Below are 18,657 nucleotides of genomic sequence, written 5' to 3' on the forward strand. Positions count from 1 at the left end.
TATTGAAAATTATTTGACAAACTATCACACTTGTTCAACTTAAAATTCAATCATCAAAATAACCGTTTAACATTTTATCATCCAAAAACAAATCATAGTGTAATATTTTAGAAATTATTTTTTTCAAGTATTTCAGATAATCTCCCCTTACATTTTCGATAAATAACAATATAAAAAATATTCTTCGAAAAGAGATATTATTTGTTATCAGGATTTCTTTTTATAACGATAAAAAGAGGTATACTCAATATGAATAGTAGCCCAATTAATGCTATAAAGATCTCATTAATTGAATTAGTCATTGGTAATTGTTTGTTATCATTTGAGTCTGCGTTTGTTTTGGAACTACCTGTTCCAATTTTATTTTGATCATAATTATCTGTGGATTTCGTTAACTGATCGAGTTCACTATCTTTTACATAAATATAAGTTACTGTCTGTGCTTGATTTGTAAATATACCTGTTGCATTCCCTTGAATTTCTTTGAAAGTATAACCATCGATGTTTAATTTTTCTGTTGTAAAAGCATCACCAATATTACCAATTAATACTTTTTCATCCACAATACTATTATCATCAGTATCTACATAACGAATTGTTACATCTGCAGCTTTTACCGGAATTTTTGTATACACATAATTGATATTAATTGAGAACATCCCATCCTCAATTTCTTTACTACTTAAATAATCAATCAACTCTTCAATTGTAGAACTATTACTAGTTGTCATTAGATTCGTCAATGTTATTTGTTCCGTACCATTATCTGATTTTGAAACCATTGTTGATTTAGAATAATCAACTTGATAACCAGTAATATTTTCTGGTGTCAACCAATTAAATGTTGATCCAACTTGTGATGAAATATCCCTTGAGTCTAATAACAAATTACCTAATTCGTCTTGATAATTAATTGTACCAATTACAAGAGATTCTATTAATTCAACTGTTAGTTCCCCCGAATGTTGCCCATCCCAAGAGTTCCAATTTACAATAAATTGATTACCAGTAAAGTTCGAATCCAATTGAAATACAGTTCCATCAATGATTACACCTGCTGTTTGACTTGAAAATGTGACAAGTTGGTTTTCTTGATAAAATGTTGAAATACCTAAATCAGAAGATGTATATGTACTCTTCCTAGCAACCATAGTAGATGAAGATTGCCCTACAAATATTTGAGAACCAAGTGTGGATACACTTTCAGTAACAGTAATAGAAGTAAGTCGATTATATGCAAAAGCAAGCTGCCCAATTGTGGTCAAACTTTCTGGAAAAACAACAGAAGTAAGTTCATTGTATATAAATGCACCTTGCCCAATTGTGGTCAAACTTTCCGGAAGAACAACGGAAGTAAGTTCATTATAATAAAAAGATGCCTCTCCGATAGCAGTCACGCTATTGGGAATATCAATAGAAGTGAGATGATTGATTGAAAATGCTCCATACCCAATTGTAGTTAAACTTTCTGGAAGAACAACGGAAGTAAGTTGTTTAGATTGAAATGCAAGTTTATCAATACTAATTATTCCAGATGGAATTACAACATCAGTAGCTGTACCTGTGTAACCAGTGACAACAGTATAATCTTCATTATATTGAATGCCTGGCGTACCTTCATCAGGATTAGCTCCTGTTTCTATTGTTGTATTAGAAAAAGAAGAATCAGCAGCATCTTGTACTCGTATCTCGTCATCATTTATTGTTTGATTGTCTTCAGTTTCTACCATCTCTGCGAAACTTAGTAAGGGTGAAAGTAAACCTAAAAATAAAATTAATAACATTGATATTTTCAATATTTTTTTATGATATAACATAAATGATTATTCTCCTAAATTTTTAATTTATATATTGCTAATGCTACGTAATCAAATGTGATATAGATTGTTATTTTTATTAATAATGATGGAAAACTATTTAATATCGAATATTAAAAAATAACTAGGTGTTTCGTTTATCCTGTATCTACAGAGTTCTTTATTATATGAGAGGTAATCTCTTTCAATAATTTCTTTATTATTAGAAACATCATATGATTCCAGAAGAAAAAAATTTAAAAGATTAAATTTGGAACCTATTCCTAAAATTTTAGGAAGGAATTTATTTAATAAGGTTCTCTAACTCTTTTAACAATGTTAAATTGCAATTTTATAAAATTGCAACATCAGGGTTTTCTACTTCTAATTCAATTTGCCAGTTTTCTCTCCTCTCAAGTATTACCTTATCTAATTTTTTCTTTCCATCAATGTAACATCTATATTTGTAAAAGAATATTCACAATTTTTGTATAATTGTGTACAAAAATTGTAAACAATTAACAAAATAAAATAATTAAACTCACGTATGTAGTAAATTCTTGAATTTAGTCATTTTATGTACGATAAATAATAATAATATACAATTTATTGTTTTAATTTAAAATTAGCATTATTTAATTTTTATTAAGAGTGATCTTCAAAAAACTTCTTATAAGTTAATGACATGTTTTGCATTCCTAAAGAATCCCAATTAGAAAAAGATTTCATTATTTTTCGTTTACCAGTTTTTGGTTGCCCAGTCAAAAATTGGAATAACCCGTTAAAATATAGACATACGTTTTTACTGAACATATCCCACACTTCAAGACGACTTTCTAAATTAGTTAAATACTTATACCCATTAACAAAATCGCCATTATCAATGCATAAAAAAATAATATTGACCAAAAGTTTATTATAGATTGAATTATATCCTTTTTCAGGACTATAAATTTTTTTACTTTTTAATAATCTATCAGTAATTATTAATACAGTTTCCAATGGAATAAGCGACATAATATGATTAAAGATATTAATTTCTATTCTTGTCCAATCTTCGGATTTCATTAACTGATTTATTACTGACTCTGCTTGTTCTGCAGGTATTATCTCACCATTTAATTTTAAAATTAAAAATGTTGTTAATTCTAAAAAATGAGTTTCATTTCTACTAACAAATTCTTGCTTTTTTCGTTCAAGAGCTTTAATATCATTTTCATAGAACATAACAGAAAGCTCATACCAAATCTTTGATCCCTCTTCCTCTAGATAATTTCTATGGATAAATAAAAATTCATCTAAAGTTAAATTTAAATTACGCAACAAGTTAATAAAAAGCTCAATTGATGGAATACTTATTCCTCTTTCAATTCGACTATAATAACTTAAAGTTACGATATTTTTACAGACTTCTTTTTGTGTCATTCTCTTTCCCTGGCGAATCTTTTTTAGTGTATTACCGTACATCACATCATCATCCTTTCGTTTCGTATTTCTGAAAGTATCCTGGAATCAAATGACGCCTAACGAAAAAGAAAAACACGATTACGAAGAAATTTAATTACTTTATGTCTATTTTATTGAAATTGTCCAACTCTAAATTTAATCGTCAAAATAACCATTTAACTTTTTATCATCCAAAAACAAGTCATAATGTGATATTCTGGAAATTATTTTTTTCAAGTATTTCAAATGAACTCTCCTGACATTTTCGTTAAATACCAATATAAAATAATATTATTCGAAAAGAGATATTATTTATTATTAAGATTTCTTTTTGTAGTGATAATAAGTAAACGGTATACCCAATATGAATAGTATTCCAATTAATGCTATAAAGGGCTCATTAATTGAATTAGTCGTTGGCAATTGTTTGTTGTCATTTGAGCTTGTGTTTGTTTTGGAGCTACCTGTTTCAATTTTATTTTGACCATAATTAACTGTGGGTTTCGTTAACTGATCAAGTTCACTATCTTTTATATAAACATAAGTCACTGTTTGAGATTGTTCTGCAAAGATACCTACTTCACTTCCCCGAACTTCCTTAAATGTATAACCTTCAAATGATGGAAAATTATTTAATATCGAATATTAAAGAATAACTAGGTGTTTCGTTTAGCCTGTATCCACAGAGTTCTTTATTATATGAGAGGTAATCTTTTTCAATAATTTCAATAATTTCTTTACTGTTAGAAACAGCATCTGATTCAAGAAGAAAAAAATTTAAAAGATTAAGTTTGGAATCTATTCCTAAAATTTTTGGAATTATTTCCCAAAAATTTTCTGAAGAAATTTCTTTAATAAGAGTATCTAACTCTTTTAACAATGTTAAATTGTAATTTTTTAAAATTGCAGCATCCGAGTTTTCTACTTCTACTTCAATTTGCCATTTTTGCTGATAATTAAAATTATTTTTGAAACTTTTCATTATTTTCTCTCCTTTCAAGTATTACCTTGTCTAATTTTTCCTTTCCATCAATGTAACATCTATATTTGTACAAAAATATTCACAATTTTTGTATACCGGTGTACAAAAATTGTAAACACTTAACAAAATAAAACAACTAAACTCAAGTATGTAGTAAATTCTTGAATTTAGTCGTTTTTATGTACAATAAGTCATAATAGTATATGAAAATTGTTTAAAATTTTTAATAATAGATGTTTTTTATTTGGAAATCAGGTAGAGAGTAAAAAATGAGTCCCCAAAAACGCTACTTCACTGTCAATATAGAATAAAGTTTAATTGTATAGAACAATACCATATTGAATTGACAGATTATTGATACATATTTGAGAAAAATTTTATACAAATTGATATAGACAGATTTAAAAATATATAAAAATCGTTATTTAATATTATGTTAAACTACCAAACTGACCTCTAATATTTAAAATGGATGAAGTAATTTATTGTTTTAATTTAAAATTAGCATTATTTAATTTTTATTAAGAGTGATCTTCAATAAATTTCTTATAAGTTAACTGCATGTTTTGCACCTCTAAGGAATTCCAATTAGAAAAAAATTTAATTATTTTCTGTTTACCAGTTTTTGGTCGCCCAGTTTAAAAATGGAATAACCCGTTAAAATATAGATATACATTTTTACTGAACATATCCCACGTTTCAAGAAAACTTTCTAAATTAGTTAAATACTTATATCCATTAACAAAATCGCATTACCAATGCATAAAAAAATAATATTGGCCAAATGCCTATTTCTCTTTCAATACGACAATAATAACTTAAAGTTACGATATTTTCGCAGACTTCTTTTTGTGTCATTCTCTTTCCCTGACGAATCTCTTTTAGTGTATTACCGTACATCATTACTTCTTTCGTTTTGTATTTCCAATACAATTTTGTTAACTGATATTATTTGGAATGAAAAGTTAGAAAGAATAAATTTCAGCTAATTTTTCTTTGTATAAATTCTGTACAAGTACTAACAATTCATCCCAGCTTTGTTCATTATTGACATCATTAAGAAAAAAAATAAGTGTTCCTTTTTCAGAACGTTCAAGTGTGTCAGTAATTATCAGATCTGCACTAATATAATCTGTAGTTATCTGAATATTTTTGGCATTAAATAGATTTTGTAAACGATTAGTAATGAAATAATCTGCTGTAAAATCTTTAGTCATTTGGAGATAAATCTTTAAAGATGTTTTAATTTCTGACCGATAAAGGCTATATAATAAGCTACTAACTAAATGTGCTTGTTTCTTATCGTGAATAATTGAAGTAACACCAGTTTTAATTGCATCCATCATTTTGTTTTTTATTGTTAAGTAATAAGTAATATTAGGAATGAATAGATCAGTCAATGTATCATATGAAGTATTAACTAAACCATAAAAAGTATTAAAAATGGTCAAAAAATAAATGCACAGATATCTGTGATGCAAAGGTAAATTTCCAAGTTTACTATATTGAATTTGATTGATAATCTTTACAGAAAGCGTACAGTAAGGATTGGCTGATTGAGAAAAAATCTTCCCCATAGCTATTTTTTGTTTAGTTGGTACCACATCTGCGATAAAAATTCGAGCAAGAAAATTAAAATAAAGAATTTCTGTTAAAATTTTTTCTTCTGAAGCAATTTTAAAGATATTTCTTTTGAAAATTAAAGCAATATCAAAATTATTTTTAATGAGATTCAAAAGGTCCTGAAAATCCTTTGATTCATGGAGAATAATAAAAAAATCACCATTAATTCTTATTTTTAAAATAGCATATAAAATATAGAGTGAGCGTTTCTTGGTATTCGATTTTTTTTCATCCGCTTTTAAGATTTCTTTTGGTATTTCTTCTTTAATTTCATCTAGGGAAATTGTTGTAAATGGCCATTCCAAATCTTGAAAAGAATCTTGTAAATAAAGATAAGAAAATAGTCGAATGTTGACTTCATCACCTTTTAAGGAATAATACCCTTCTGATATAACAATTTTAAATTTAAACGATTTAAAATAACGATTTAATTGTGCAGTTAACTTTGCCAAATAAATATCGGAGATAAATAATTGATCTAATAAATCATCTTTTTGGATTTTATAATTAGTAATTAAAATAATACAATAATTAAAGCATATATTGGTTTGAAGTAATGATAATTTTAAAAGATAGGCATAGTTGACCGCAGAATTTTTAAAAGCATCATTGACATAGATTGAACCATGATTCGTTGAAACAAAAAAATTCTCTAATGCCAAATAATCAACAAAATGATCATTAATGGTCAAAAGCGTTGATTTGGCCAATCGTTTAGAAATACCAAATTCTTCAGATACTTCATTTAGTGAAGTATCTTTTTTATTTATGATAAAAAATAAAACAAGTAGTTCTCTTTTTAAATAATTTGGAATCAAAGCTACCTCCTAATTTAATTAATAAAAAAAATATACATTTTCTGTCTTGCGGTATACAAAAATAGTAGATAGGTTCTATTATTTTCTGATGATAATATAGCATAGGCAACTGAGAAAACAACTATAAATAAGTAAATTAATGAATAAATTTAATTTTCATAAACTAATTATGTACGTACATACTTAATAATAATGCCAATAATTTTTAAAATAATTAAATAAAGAACTATTGTTCAGGTTATTTTTATTCAATTAAAAAAATCAGTTGCAACATGATGATAAACAGTAATTCTAAAGTCATCTATGAATGGAAAGGAATATTTATGAAAAATACACAACAAGATACAAAGCGTCTAGTAGAAACATTTATTGAAATGGTTGAAATTGATTCTGAATCAGGTGAAGAATGTGAATTTCATAATTATTTAAAAAAACAATTACAAAAATTAGATATACCTTTTGTTGAAGATAATTCAATGAAAATAACAAATTTAGGTGGCAATAATATAATCGCAAAATGGGAAGGAAATCCCACTAAAAAACCTATCTTTTTTTCAGCTCACACAGATACTGTTGCTCCTGGTAAAGGAATCCAAGTCGTTGAAAGAGAAGGGAATTTATATTCCAAAGGACAAACTATTTTAGGCGCAGACGATAAAGCTGGTATTGCAATCATCTTTGAAGCGCTCAAACGAATTAAAGAAAATGGGATTGAAACAGCACCATTAGAGTTTGTCTTTTCTCCCGGAGAAGAAATTGGACTTATTGGTTCAAGTGCCCTAAATTCAGAACTATTAGATGCAAAAGTCGGTTATGTTTTAGATAGTCCACATGAAGTCGGTCATGTAACTGTAGGTAGCCCACACCTATATAGTTATACAGTGAAAATTAATGGTAAAGCCGCCCATGCTGGTCTAGAACCAGAAAAAGGCCAATCAGTAATTGCCACATTGACTGAAACATTACCATCGATTCAAAACGGACGAATTGATGAAGAAACGACTGCAAATATCGGCAAAGTCATAGGTGGTGAAGCGATAAATATTGTTATGGATGAAATTATCATATACGGAGAAGTTCGTTCAATATCTGATAATAAAGCCTTAAGATTTTTAGAAAACATCACTACAACATTTCAAAAAGCAGCTGGAAAAACAGGAACGGTTGCGACTATTACTACCACAAAATTAGCTGAAGGATTCAAGGTGACTAGTCACGAACCAGCAATAAAACTATTAAAAGAATCACTCACTCAATTATCATTGCAAATGACAGAGGAAGTCAGTGGTGGCGGTAGTGATGCAAATAGTTTCCAACTACAAGGTAGAAATACAGTTAATTTATCTATTGGTTATGACAAAATTCATACGATTGACGAAACTGTATCGATTAATGAGCTTGAAAAAGCGGTGAATCTCGTTATTACTTTGGCACAAAATGCATTGAGAGAGGAATATCTCGAATGAAACAAATCATTAATTTTTTTAAAATTCTCCTCGCTGTAACATTGCTAAGCCTTAGTATCAATTTGTTTCTAAGTCCGCATCATATTGCAGCTGGAGGGGCAAGTGGTATTGGTATTTTAGTTGAATCCGTCACTGGTATTAATCGCGGTCAAACGGTACTTGTCATTAATATTTTGATGCTTATTCTGGCTTTCTTCTTTTTGGGAAAAGCGGTATTTCTTAATATACTTGTAGGAAGTATCACCTTTCCAATTATCTTAGGATCAATACCTGAAATAATGGTTACCCAAGATCGATTACTATCTGTTATTTTTGGAAGCGTGATTTTTGCCGCAGGGGTATCGATCCTTTATATGATACAAGCTTCAAGTGGTGGAACCACAATCCCCCCCTTATATTCAAAAAATATTTTAATTTAAATCCATCCATTGGGTTGTTAGCTACCGATGCAGTAATTGTTTTATTAACCATTCCTGTTTTTGGTTTTGAAGCCTTCCTTTTTTCGATTTTATCAATTGGCATTACTTCGATTGTAATGACTTATATAGAAACTGGTTTGCGGCGGAAAAAAGCGATTATGGTTATCAGTATGAATCGTACGGAAGAAATTAGAATAGTACTGCGGGAACAAGTCAATCGTGGGATGACGATTTTCAATGCTAAAGGTGGAAATCATTTAAAAGATCGGAATATGATCTTAATGATTGTAGACAATCAAGAATATCCCTCAATTCGCAATCTAATTAACGAAGTAGATCCAAAGTGTTTTTTAATCACCTATAACGTTTCAGAAGTACATGGTGAAGGATTTACCTATCATCCAATACAATAATAAAAAGAAAAGAGAGAGATTATGCAACCATTTATAGCTTTTACAATAGTCATGCTGGTTTGGACTATTGGAGAATTTATTTCAGAAAAATCGAAAGCTTTAGTTTCAATGCTTTTAGTCGCGTCAATCATTTTTTTAGTGGGATTTACAACTGATATTTTTCCTCATGATTTAATTAGTGATTCGGGTCTTTTAGGAATTGGAAACGCAGTGATTGGTGTTGTCATTGTGCATTTAGGGACAACAATGAGTTTAAAAGAACTCAAAGAACAGTGGAAAACATTTCTAGTCGGTGTCGGAACAGTTGTTCTATTAACGCTAATTATTTTATTTACGAGTAAGTTATTCTTTGATTCAAATGTTGCCATTGCAGGAACAGCAGCAATTACTGGCGGTTCACTTTCAGTTTTGATGGTACAAGAAACAATATCAGATTTAATGAGTTCAGGTACAGACTTAGGACAATATTCTGGATATTTACTAGCAGTTTTACCATTGTTGATTTTAAATCTTAAAAACTTGATTGGTTTCTTAGTTGGATCCAATATTTTAAAACTTGAGGCAAAACGAATTAAAAAAGATTATCGTTCAGGCAAGTTCGAATTAGCGACTGAAAAAGAACAGGCAGTTGAAACTGATTATTCCTCAAGCACTGCAAACTGCCTATGGCACACTATTTTTATTAGGCGCAACAGTCTGTCTCGCTAGCTTTTTAAGTGGTCTAACTAACGGACATGTTAATATGTTTGTCATTGCATTACTTTTAGTTATTTTCTTACGACAAATTAAAATATTAAAACCAAATGCACTTGCCAAAACAGATTCTTTCGGGCTATTGATGATTTCTATCATGGTTATTGCTTTTGGCCCATTAGCTGACATTGTACCAGCGGATTTGATTGGATTAATTAAACCAATACTCTTCTTCTTAATTGCAGGTGTGTCAATTATTGTTGCCGTTTCGTTTGTTTTAGGTAAAATTGTGGGATACTCACCGATGCTTTCGATTGCAGTTGGTTTAACAACACTATTTGGTTTCCCTGGAACAATGGTTTTACCTCAAGAAGCAGCTAAATCAGTTGGTGAAACAGAGAGCGAAGTTGAGATAATCACAAATCAGATGTTACCAATTATGGTAACTGGCGGTTTTTCAACAATGACTATTACCTCTGTAATTGTCGGTGGCATACTAGTATCGTTAATGATGTAATAAATAAGGAAATTTCGATTTACTAAATCTTACTATTTCTCAAAGGATTAAAGGAGAAAATTAATGAAGTCAATAAAGAAACCATTATGCCAATCCGCCCTATTTGGATTAATCTATGGTATTTTGTTAGTGATTATCGGCATAATATTAAACTTTAATGTTTTGATTCTCGATGGTTCTTATACTCTGATTGGTGCAGCAATGTCAATTATTACATTTTACTTAGTAAAGTATGTCCAAGAACAAGACTTCCAAAATTTTCCGTTTGGAAAGGAAGCCTTTATTCCTTTGATGATGTTTGTTCAATACCTATTAATTCTCGCTATTTCTATCTATGGACTTATTGATGTGGTTCGTTCATTACATAGTGTAGAAATCGCTCAAAATAAATCAACAGGTCTTTATATTTCAACATTCGGAATGATTAGTTGTTGGCTATTTTGGCAATTTCTAAAAAAAAAAATTAGAACACCCGTTTATACAATTAGAAATTGAACAATGGCGCTTTGGTTTTTTCTTTAGTCTTGGGGTTACTGCTTCATTTATTTTTTCAGAAATAGTTTTACGTATTCAATGGCATTTTATCACACCCTATATCGATGCAACGATTTCAATTTTCATTACCGTTTCATTTATCAGTTTAGCGATTAAGGAATTGAAAACTGCGATTCTAGAATTAACAAGTGCGGCTCCAAAATCTGAATTAAGAAGAAAAATTGAAGTCATTGTCAGAAAAAATTTTGAAAGGAAAGCTATCCGAACTTTTCTTTTAAGAACCGCAAAAGTAGGCAATCAATTGATTATAGAGTTAGACATTATTATTCAACCAAATAGTCAATACGATTCGGTTGTACAACAGGATCAATTAAGAAGTGAATTGTTAGCAGAGATTAAAAATCAAATTATTAATGAATCGATTTGGTTTAATCTTAATTTTATGTGCAATATTAAGTGGGCAAATTAATTATGTTCTAAGATTATCCTGATTAATCAAAATATATTTCAAAAAAAAATAAAGAAAGAAGGAATACATATGAAAGCATTGGAATTTAGTTATTATAGAGAAAATCCAGCAGTAACCATTATTTTAGGAATGCCAAACACCGAGAGAAATGCTGAAAAATATCAGCTAGTACTTAAAAATTTAGTTAAAGATATTATACAAAATTTGGATATCACTGAGTATTCTGATATTTATGAAGAATTAATTAATCGACTAACCAATTTATTAAATGAATTTAGTGATGTAATACCATATTTTTAAAAGATTGAATGTTGATATATCAGTGTTTTTACGAGCTAAACTAATTATAAAAAACATTAAAAATGGAAATTTTGGTAACTTTTTGGTAACGCAAGATATTGGAATATACTTACTCTTTTTTTATATTTTTAATAAAATAAAGGTTATAATTAATGGTAATTATAAGTTGTATTTTGTATAAAAATATTAACATTTTTATTATGCTATAATTCTAATATTAGGAGGGTTTATGAAAAAGAAAAGAATTTTTTTAAGTATTTTATTTGTTTTTTTTTTTTTATTTTTGACAGCATGCAATTCTACTTCTAGTACAGATGGTGATTATTACAGAGTTTATGAAAATGGTACACGATTAGATGATGAAGTTACAATGAGAATCAAGGGTAACACTTGGTATCATGATTATGGTGATGGTGAAGAAGAGGCAACTATTAATTTTGATACAAAAACAATAACTGCAAATGGAAAATCTGTTTCGTTCTCTTTAGATAACGGTATTTTTATATTTGAAGATGGCAGTAAGGAAACTTACGTTAAAAAAGATAGTGAAGCATATACTTCAATTAAAAGGGAAATGAATAAAAAATAATTATTGAAATTAAATAATAAAGATAAGCCCATAATTCAAAATTATGAGCTTTTATTGTGTCGTATTATTAAAATAATTGTTCAATAATTTGTTGAGCAACTTCTCTTTCATTATTTTTAAAAATTAATTCTTCACCAAAAGAGGTTTTAAAAATAATTGATATTTCTTTAGCCAATTCATCAATAGAAATATTTTTATTCATTTTATATAAATTAATAATTTTATTTATTTCTGATTTATATTCGTCTTTTGGTGCCATTGGGAATAAATCCACAGGATCCCATGCATTTATTATTTTTTCAATCGTATTATACATTTTCTCACCTTATTTTAGAATAGTTTATTAATTAATTCAGTCATTTCTTTATCAAAATTATCTTTGCCCCAAGCTGTTACTAATTTACCTTCTTTACTTACAATAGCCACCCCTTCTGGAGTTATATAAGCAAATTTTGCACCATTATTTTGAGATAAAACTTTTCCATTTTTTACTATATTATCAACCATTTCTTGTGACATGTTTCTTTCTTTTAATCTAGACATTCCATGTTCAGCATATTCGTTCCAGTTAACATTGATTTTTGGATTTTCTACTAAAGTTCCCATTTTACCAAAATCTGTTCCAATTGGAATTTTTTTAACAATATTTTTACCTACCACTTCATCAAAATAACCAGCTTCTTGTAATATCTTTAATTCTTTTTCAGTTAAAGATACACCTTTTAGAAGCTTATTGCCAGCTTTTAATTCTTTTGCTATTTTACTTAATTTGCTAATTGGAATAGCAGAGAGTGCTAACCAAGCCGCAGCTTCTGCACGACTAGCTTCATCTCCACTTAACCAATCTTTACCATATAATAATCTATAAATATCATTGATTGCAAGAAATTCCGCATAAAAATGAATCCCTGCTTTAAAACTTTCCTTAGCCATCATCCAATTAAGATTGGCTGTTTGTTTTTCATCAAATATACCATTAACGTAAACTTCGTAAATTTTTTCAGTATTACCTTGATTGTCAATTGGATATTCTTTTATCTTAATTTCAGTTTTAGTTTCAGATTGATTATCCCATTTATCATTAATCGTCCTAGCCCATGCCATATTTTCTTGGCTAGGCATGGTAAAAGTACCTGTACTAGCATTAAAAGCAGTTTTAGTCTGCGCAATGCCTTGATTGATTGCTTCAGTTAAAGAGGCAATCTCTGAAAAAATAGTTGGTGAGGTCGCATTGAAAAGTCTTAATTTTTCAAGCTTTTCTGTTAAATCTTGTTTGATTTGATTATAAATGCCTAATACTGCACTATTAGTTACCAACATAACAGTTGTATTAAAGTCTTTAGAATCTAACTTAGAGATACTTTCTCTAATCGCATTAATCCGATTAATTGCAGTATCAGCTTGTTGAATCTGTTCTTCTAGCTTTGATTCTTTTAAGCTACAGCTATCAACCTGCGCGACATAATCCTCTGGAAATTTCTTGACCGCTTTTTCAACCGCTTCCGATAGAAGCATACCACCTTTTGATAAAGGTAACAAAACACCAGAAAAATAGGTCTTGGCTGAATCGTAGGTTTTTCCTTTAAGCTGCATACTATTAAGAACAAAATCATTGATTGCTTTTTGTAAATTCTCATAGCCCTCAACTTGTGACTTGCACATTGTACTGACACTACTTGCTTGCTTTTTTGAATCAGATAAATACATATCAATACTCATGTTTGTCGCTCCTGTTCATTTTGGTTTACTTTATTTCTTTCATAAGCAATATCATCTAATTGATTTTCAATTTGTCGTTTAGTTTGATATTGACTTGTTTTAAGTTCGTCTATTTCATTAAATGCATGAGAAACTTGATAATTTAATTCATTTTGAACGGATTCATAAAAGGTTTGATTTTCACTCTCTTGATAGAAATAACGTAATTCTTCAAGTAAATTATTAGCTTCTTTGAAATTTTGTAAATAATCTGTTTCGATTTGTTCTACTTTTTGATGCTCAATCTTTAAATCTAACTCTGTTTCTAAAAGGTGTTGTTCTTTTTGTTTTAATTCATCTAACCTTTTTACCATGCAAAATCACCAACACTATATTTAGGTTGAAAGAGTTCTTGACTAGCTTTTTGATCCATTGCTTCAAATTCCTTAGCAACGCTATGAATGCTGTCAGAAGCTGTTAAAATCGCTTCTGAGATTTGAGTAGTGGCATTCTTAGCTTGCTGAATAACTTCTTGTGCGTTTGTATTACCCGAAATAGTCGTCTTAGTATCTGTAGTAACTGTGTGAGTTTGTTCTAATTTTTCAGTTGCATTTTTTAAGGCGGTCGCTTTTGCTTGTGCGTTACCTAAATCACTGCTTATACCTGCCATAATTAATCTCCTGTCTAACTTTAATGACTTGTTTAAGTAAAATATAATTTATTTTTAAAAATCGTTTTAGTGTTTAATTACTGTATTAGAGTATAAAGAAAATCATTATTTCAAAATAGTTATCAATGTTTTAATATCAATATTGTTTTAGCTTTTTGTAGTGCTTGTTTGTCAGCCAGCTTATTTTTATCAAAAGCATATGAAATACTTTTACCCTTGTCATAATATCCCCAAGCACCAATATGATTGAATTTATTTTTAATTTGTTGTTTAAACTCATCATCATTCAATTCTTTCATATCAAAATTAGATATGAAATTTTTTTCTTTCATCAATTTTAGTAATTTTTCTTCGGGACTGTATTGGATCTGATAATATTCACTAATAATATTTTCTTTTATCAATGATAAGTATTTTAGAATAGCATGATTATTCCCCTTGCGATAATTCATGACAATATTTAATGCTAATTTACGATTAAGATTGCATTTGTATTGTAGTGTATCCATTAATTTATTATGTAGAGCTTCTTGTGAAACTTCTAGCTCAAACATAACTGAATTAAATGTCTTATTTTCATATCCAATTTTTTGTAACAAAACAATATCAGGCATGAGTATAAATGCAGAATAAAAGTTTGCTTCAATTTCTTTAAGATCCTCTAATTCATTATTATTAACATTATTTTCAGTAAAATATCCTCCTGAATGTTTTAACATAAAATGACCTAATTCATGGCATTTTGTAAAATTTTGCCTAGTTGTTGGGTGACTTTTTTCATATGAAATTGAAATACCTTCTTTATTATTTATAAATAACCCAGATACACTATTATTTCTAAAATGATGAGTTAGTACTTCAATTTGATTCTGCTCTGTTTGAAAGGTAAAAAAATCATGATATGAATATTCTTTTGTAGATATGTCATATAATTTTATAAATTGGTAGAGGGCAGAATAAGCTTTTCCTAATACTTCATAGTAAGTATTTATCAAATATTATCATCCTCTTTTTGCTTTTTTCGTTCTTTAAGTATTTTTGAACGCTCTGCTAAAAATGCTTCTAAATCCTCTTTAAGCTCTTTTTGTTCACGTTCATTTAAATTTTTTGAAGTTTTTCTGAAAAGAATATCAAAAGTAGACAAATTTTTCTTATCAGAATGTTTATCATCTGTATTACCGAGTAAGTAATCAACTGACACATCATAAAATTTAGCAATAATAGTTAGTTTATCTTGAGTTGGATTTTTTTTGCCTCTTTCCCAGTCAGCATAAGAAGGTTGGGAAATTTTAAGTTGTTGAGCAATATCTTTTTGAGTTAATCCAGCCTCTAAACGTAATAGTTTTAATCGTTCTGAAAACATTTTATCTCCTTTTTAAATTTTTTTAAAAAAGTAGTTGACACTAATATAGCTATAAGCTATTATATGAATATAGCCAAAAGCTATAAAATTAATTAAAAAAATATAGCTAGTTCAAATTTATCGACTGAGAATAATTCCTTAAATTTTTCAAGTTAATTACAAGGAAAAATAGGAATCTTGCAGATAAAAGAGAATTAACTTAAGTTTTTCAATTAAAAAAATGTTCCTTGACAACCAAATATGAAACAAAGCAGATACTTTCTTTCTGATTATCAAAGAACTGTTAGTTAAAACTTAGACACTTTAATTATACAGTTCTCGATATATAAAAATCAAGAGTAAAGTAAAAAACTTTGGGGAGTTTAGATTCTTCCAAAACAAAATCTAGGGGTTAGGTTCACGTGATATAGTTCCACTCCGTAGCAAGAAATTGCTATTTAATTATTTATTAAGTAAGTGCTGGTGTATTTTTCGAGTTCGATTCTCGTTACTTATATAGTTACATTATTTTATCGGCTTACATTATGATGTAGGCTTTTTATTTTGAAAAAAAGGAGGATTATATGAATAGAGAAAAAATGAATTTAATCTCTGAAATTGTTGAAAGAGCTGAGAAAGAGGGGTTGTTATTATTTGACCGTATTGGTTTAATTATTGATTTAAAACTTGCAGTAAAGCATTTTGATTTAAAATTAAATGATTTATTAAATGCAGATAGTGAAAATTTTACACACGATATTGTAGGAATTCAAAATAATATTGATCGTGAGAACAAAATTTTTGATTCAATGTTTTTACCAAGATTTTCAAACTAACTATTTTAAGTATCCTTTAAATCAAGCTATACCGCTTGGGGCAGTTGCCTATGTAAAGATTACTTGTGCTAAAAATATTAATAATGTTGTTGTCGTTTAGATTTGCTTGATTGAGTAAGTCTTTTTTTTTGTTATGAATTGGAGGAAGTTATGCAACAAGTTTTTGAAGTTGAAGAATTAACAGAGGGTGATTTAGTAAGTGTATACTCTTATGAAACAAATTGTGGAATTAATGAGGGGAGTTTTGTTGGTTTAGTCATTGAATCTGCAAAATATGGTTTATGTATTTTGCCTTCAAATATTAGCGAATTTGCAATAGAGCGTGAAGCAATTGGAGGTTCTATTTTCTTGCCAATTAAATGGTTAATTGACGATGTAGATGTAAGAATTTGTAAACTAGCGCATTTTGAATAATGATATTTGTTGATTAGACTTGTTAATTCTAGCAAGTCTTTTTTTATTGGAAAAAATAAATATAAAATCACTGGGGGTGATTTATAGAACGGAGAGAAAATGTATCAATATCAATATGTTGGTTGGGTTACTGGTAAAGTGTATGCGGAACATAAAATTAAATGTGAAGCACACCGATTGTTAGTTGCTCAATATCCCACTTATGTAAGAAAAATAAGTAATGAGGTTACTAATAAAGAAAGAGATCAGTTACGCAATCCAATTTATCCAGAGCCTTTGTTTATAAGAAAGGTGGTTAAATGATGTCTAAATTGGTTATATTAATTACAATATTAAGTTTGATAATAATTCAAATTTTTGGGAATTTTGCTTTAAATCAATATTTTAAATTAGGAAATGAAGAATATCATGAATACACAATTAAGATGTTATATTTTTCAAATGTTATTATTATTGGATATTTTATATTAAACTTATTGAAATTATAATATGTTATTTTAAAAATATGATAAAATTAATTAACGGAGGTTATTTTATGAAAAATGTATTAGATACGATTAGGGGATTGAATAAAAAACAGAAACAAATTGCATTGATTGCTGGTGTTGTAATTATTCTAGGTGGTAGTTTTGGAGTATCTGCATATCAGAAACGCCAAGAAACACAAGCACAATTAAAGATTGAGCAATTACAAGATAGCACTTATAACGGATTATCAAAAATTGTAGCTGCTTTAACAGATAAAGATTATCTAGTAGCTGATATTACACAAGAACAAATTGATAAAGTGAATCAAAAAGTTAAGTCTAAACAATCAAATTTATCAGATTCAGATTATCAAAAGTTATTAAATGATTTAATTGTGATTCAATTAAAATTTGATTTACAGGTTAAAACGAATAGTTTATTTAAGTCAGCTGTTTTAAATGGCTCTAAAATAACTAATCAAACGATTAAAGACGGTTTGACAAGTAAAACAGTTGATGAAGTTAATCTTGATAAATTATCTAAAAGTGATTTTAAAACAGCTTTAGAAAATGCTAAGACAAACGCTAAAGCTCAAATTAAAAAAGTTGCTGATGATAAGGCAAATGTTGAAAAGGCTAAAAAAGAAGCCGAAGAAAAAGCTAAAGCTGATGAAGCCCAAAAAGCGCAAGCTGAACAAGCACAAGCAGAAAACTCAGCTAGTGAAGCTGTATCAAATGCGACAACTAAAAATGGTGCGACTGGCTCTACAAGTGCTGCTACTGCTTCAAATGGTTATACACCAAGCTATAATGCTGGTAGTTCATCGGCTGGTACGACTTTTAATGCTAGTGGGCAAACTGTAAATAATGGTGATACTACTAATAATGGTAGTGCTTCACAAAATACAGGTGGTGGCTCTAGTAATGCTGGGGGTAGTTCTTCTAATGGTGATGGTGCTGTCGTGTCTGACGACCAAAAATGGTTGAATGCTGGCTATATTCGTGCGCCTTATCCAGAGGGAAGCGGTGAATTAATGGATTGGATAGCCGATAATGGTTATAGTGGTTATACAGGTAATGGTGAGGGTTGGATTCGCCCATATTAATAAAATATAAATTAAGGACTTTTAGTTAAGTCCTTTTTTTGTTGTCTAAAAAAGGAGTGATTCAATGTTTGGTATACGTTCGCCCTCTTAGAAATTAT

At 28.8% G+C, this 18,657-nt stretch carries 22 protein-coding genes and 1 pseudogene; 12 read left to right on the forward strand and 11 right to left on the reverse strand.

All coding sequences use genetic code 11. The features are described 5' to 3' along the window. Window positions 1-197 precede the first annotated feature (197 nt). The 5 genes from HOY35_RS06090 to HOY35_RS06110 all read right to left on the reverse strand — a co-directional run bounded on the left by HOY35_RS06090 (window position 198) and on the right by HOY35_RS06110 (window position 6,665). The gene (locus HOY35_RS06090) at window positions 198-1,817 is read right to left on the reverse strand and encodes a leucine-rich repeat protein (protein ID WP_172211357.1); all 1,620 of its coding nucleotides are present in this window, start codon (window positions 1,815-1,817) and stop codon (window positions 198-200) included. 624 nt (window positions 1,818-2,441) lie between these two features. Further along, the gene (locus HOY35_RS06095) at window positions 2,442-3,263 is read right to left on the reverse strand and encodes a helix-turn-helix domain-containing protein (RefSeq protein WP_172211359.1); all 822 of its coding nucleotides are present in this window, start codon (window positions 3,261-3,263) and stop codon (window positions 2,442-2,444) included. Window positions 3,264-3,560: 297 nt separating this feature from the next. After that, the gene (locus tag HOY35_RS06100) at window positions 3,561-3,881 is read right to left on the reverse strand and encodes a MucBP domain-containing protein (RefSeq protein ID WP_172211466.1); all 321 of its coding nucleotides are present in this window, start codon (window positions 3,879-3,881) and stop codon (window positions 3,561-3,563) included. Continuing rightward, on the reverse strand, window positions 3,871-4,224 hold the full coding sequence (locus HOY35_RS06105; RefSeq protein WP_172211361.1) for a hypothetical protein: 354 nt from the start codon (window positions 4,222-4,224) through the stop codon (window positions 3,871-3,873). The genes HOY35_RS06100 and HOY35_RS06105 overlap by 11 nt, the downstream gene beginning before the upstream one ends. A 965-nt stretch (window positions 4,225-5,189) precedes the next feature. Beyond that, a complete protein-coding gene (locus HOY35_RS06110; RefSeq protein ID WP_172211363.1) occupies window positions 5,190-6,665 on the reverse strand; it encodes a helix-turn-helix domain-containing protein in 1,476 nt (491 codons plus the stop codon). Between the two features lie 323 nt (window positions 6,666-6,988). Between HOY35_RS06110 and HOY35_RS06115 the strand changes: the two genes are divergently transcribed. The 8 genes and pseudogenes from HOY35_RS06115 (at window position 6,989) to HOY35_RS06140 (ending at window position 12,026) form a co-directional block, all read left to right on the forward strand. Continuing rightward, window positions 6,989-8,131, forward strand: coding sequence for a M20/M25/M40 family metallo-hydrolase (locus HOY35_RS06115; RefSeq protein ID WP_172211365.1), 1,143 nt, complete (start codon window positions 6,989-6,991; stop codon window positions 8,129-8,131). Then, window positions 8,128-8,963, forward strand: a pseudogene (locus tag HOY35_RS06120) (YitT family protein). Before HOY35_RS06115 ends, HOY35_RS06120 begins: the two are co-directional and overlap by 4 nt. A gap of 21 nt (window positions 8,964-8,984) precedes the next feature. Continuing rightward, window positions 8,985-9,671, forward strand: coding sequence for a hypothetical protein (locus HOY35_RS13460; protein ID WP_249641486.1), 687 nt, complete (start codon window positions 8,985-8,987; stop codon window positions 9,669-9,671). Then, entirely contained in the window at window positions 9,592-10,173 is a 582-nt protein-coding gene (locus HOY35_RS13465; RefSeq protein WP_249641487.1) for a hypothetical protein, read from the forward strand. Before HOY35_RS13460 ends, HOY35_RS13465 begins: the two co-directional genes overlap by 80 nt. A gap of 63 nt (window positions 10,174-10,236) precedes the next feature. After that, window positions 10,237-10,668, forward strand: a complete 432-nt coding sequence (locus HOY35_RS13470) for a cation transporter (RefSeq protein WP_249641488.1) — start codon at window positions 10,237-10,239, stop codon at window positions 10,666-10,668. A gap of 160 nt (window positions 10,669-10,828) precedes the next feature. Beyond that, the gene (locus HOY35_RS13475; protein WP_249641489.1) at window positions 10,829-11,137 is read left to right on the forward strand and encodes a hypothetical protein; all 309 of its coding nucleotides are present in this window, start codon (window positions 10,829-10,831) and stop codon (window positions 11,135-11,137) included. Window positions 11,138-11,206: 69 nt separating this feature from the next. Continuing rightward, the gene (locus tag HOY35_RS06135) at window positions 11,207-11,437 is read left to right on the forward strand and encodes a hypothetical protein (RefSeq protein ID WP_172211050.1); all 231 of its coding nucleotides are present in this window, start codon (window positions 11,207-11,209) and stop codon (window positions 11,435-11,437) included. A 229-nt stretch (window positions 11,438-11,666) separates the two neighbouring features. After that, window positions 11,667-12,026, forward strand: coding sequence for a hypothetical protein (locus HOY35_RS06140; protein WP_172211367.1), 360 nt, complete (start codon window positions 11,667-11,669; stop codon window positions 12,024-12,026). A 67-nt stretch (window positions 12,027-12,093) separates the two neighbouring features. Here the strand turns inward: HOY35_RS06140 and HOY35_RS06145 are convergent, their stop codons facing one another. The 6 genes from HOY35_RS06145 to HOY35_RS06170 all read right to left on the reverse strand — a co-directional run bounded on the left by HOY35_RS06145 (window position 12,094) and on the right by HOY35_RS06170 (window position 15,757). Beyond that, window positions 12,094-12,342 carry a DUF1871 family protein gene (locus tag HOY35_RS06145; RefSeq protein ID WP_172211369.1) on the reverse strand — a complete coding sequence of 83 codons (249 nt, stop codon included), beginning with the start codon at window positions 12,340-12,342 and terminating at the stop codon, window positions 12,094-12,096. A 14-nt stretch (window positions 12,343-12,356) separates the two neighbouring features. Further along, window positions 12,357-13,745: a T7SS effector LXG polymorphic toxin gene (locus HOY35_RS06150; protein ID WP_172211371.1), complete on the reverse strand. Its 1,389-nt coding sequence runs from the start codon at window positions 13,743-13,745 to the stop codon at window positions 12,357-12,359. Continuing rightward, a complete protein-coding gene (locus HOY35_RS06155) occupies window positions 13,742-14,098 on the reverse strand; it encodes a DUF3958 family protein (RefSeq protein WP_172211373.1) in 357 nt (118 codons plus the stop codon). The genes HOY35_RS06150 and HOY35_RS06155 overlap by 4 nt, the downstream gene beginning before the upstream one ends. Further along, the gene (locus tag HOY35_RS06160) at window positions 14,092-14,394 is read right to left on the reverse strand and encodes a TIGR04197 family type VII secretion effector (RefSeq protein ID WP_172211375.1); all 303 of its coding nucleotides are present in this window, start codon (window positions 14,392-14,394) and stop codon (window positions 14,092-14,094) included. The genes HOY35_RS06155 and HOY35_RS06160 overlap by 7 nt, the downstream gene beginning before the upstream one ends. 122 nt (window positions 14,395-14,516) lie before the next feature. Continuing rightward, window positions 14,517-15,389, reverse strand: a complete 873-nt coding sequence (locus HOY35_RS06165) for an ImmA/IrrE family metallo-endopeptidase (RefSeq protein WP_172211386.1) — start codon at window positions 15,387-15,389, stop codon at window positions 14,517-14,519. After that, complete coding sequence (locus tag HOY35_RS06170) at window positions 15,386-15,757, reverse strand: helix-turn-helix domain-containing protein (protein WP_172211388.1); 372 nt, start codon at window positions 15,755-15,757, stop codon at window positions 15,386-15,388. Before HOY35_RS06170 ends, HOY35_RS06165 begins: the two co-directional genes overlap by 4 nt. A 563-nt stretch (window positions 15,758-16,320) precedes the next feature. Here HOY35_RS06170 and HOY35_RS06175 point away from each other — a divergent pair. The 4 genes from HOY35_RS06175 to HOY35_RS06190 all read left to right on the forward strand — a co-directional run bounded on the left by HOY35_RS06175 (window position 16,321) and on the right by HOY35_RS06190 (window position 18,559). Beyond that, the gene (locus HOY35_RS06175) at window positions 16,321-16,572 is read left to right on the forward strand and encodes a hypothetical protein (protein ID WP_172211390.1); all 252 of its coding nucleotides are present in this window, start codon (window positions 16,321-16,323) and stop codon (window positions 16,570-16,572) included. A 150-nt stretch (window positions 16,573-16,722) separates the two neighbouring features. Then, a complete protein-coding gene (locus tag HOY35_RS06180) occupies window positions 16,723-16,986 on the forward strand; it encodes a hypothetical protein (RefSeq protein ID WP_172211392.1) in 264 nt (87 codons plus the stop codon). 99 nt (window positions 16,987-17,085) lie between these two features. After that, window positions 17,086-17,289 (forward strand): hypothetical protein, encoded by a 204-nt coding sequence (locus HOY35_RS06185; RefSeq protein WP_172211394.1) that lies wholly within the window; start codon window positions 17,086-17,088, stop codon window positions 17,287-17,289. Between the two features lie 232 nt (window positions 17,290-17,521). Beyond that, the gene (locus tag HOY35_RS06190; protein WP_172211396.1) at window positions 17,522-18,559 is read left to right on the forward strand and encodes a hypothetical protein; all 1,038 of its coding nucleotides are present in this window, start codon (window positions 17,522-17,524) and stop codon (window positions 18,557-18,559) included. Window positions 18,560-18,657 lie beyond the last annotated feature (98 nt).

It is taken from the genome of Enterococcus sp. MMGLQ5-1, from assembly GCF_013155265.1.
Lineage (GTDB): Bacteria > Bacillota > Bacilli > Lactobacillales > Streptococcaceae > MMGLQ5-1.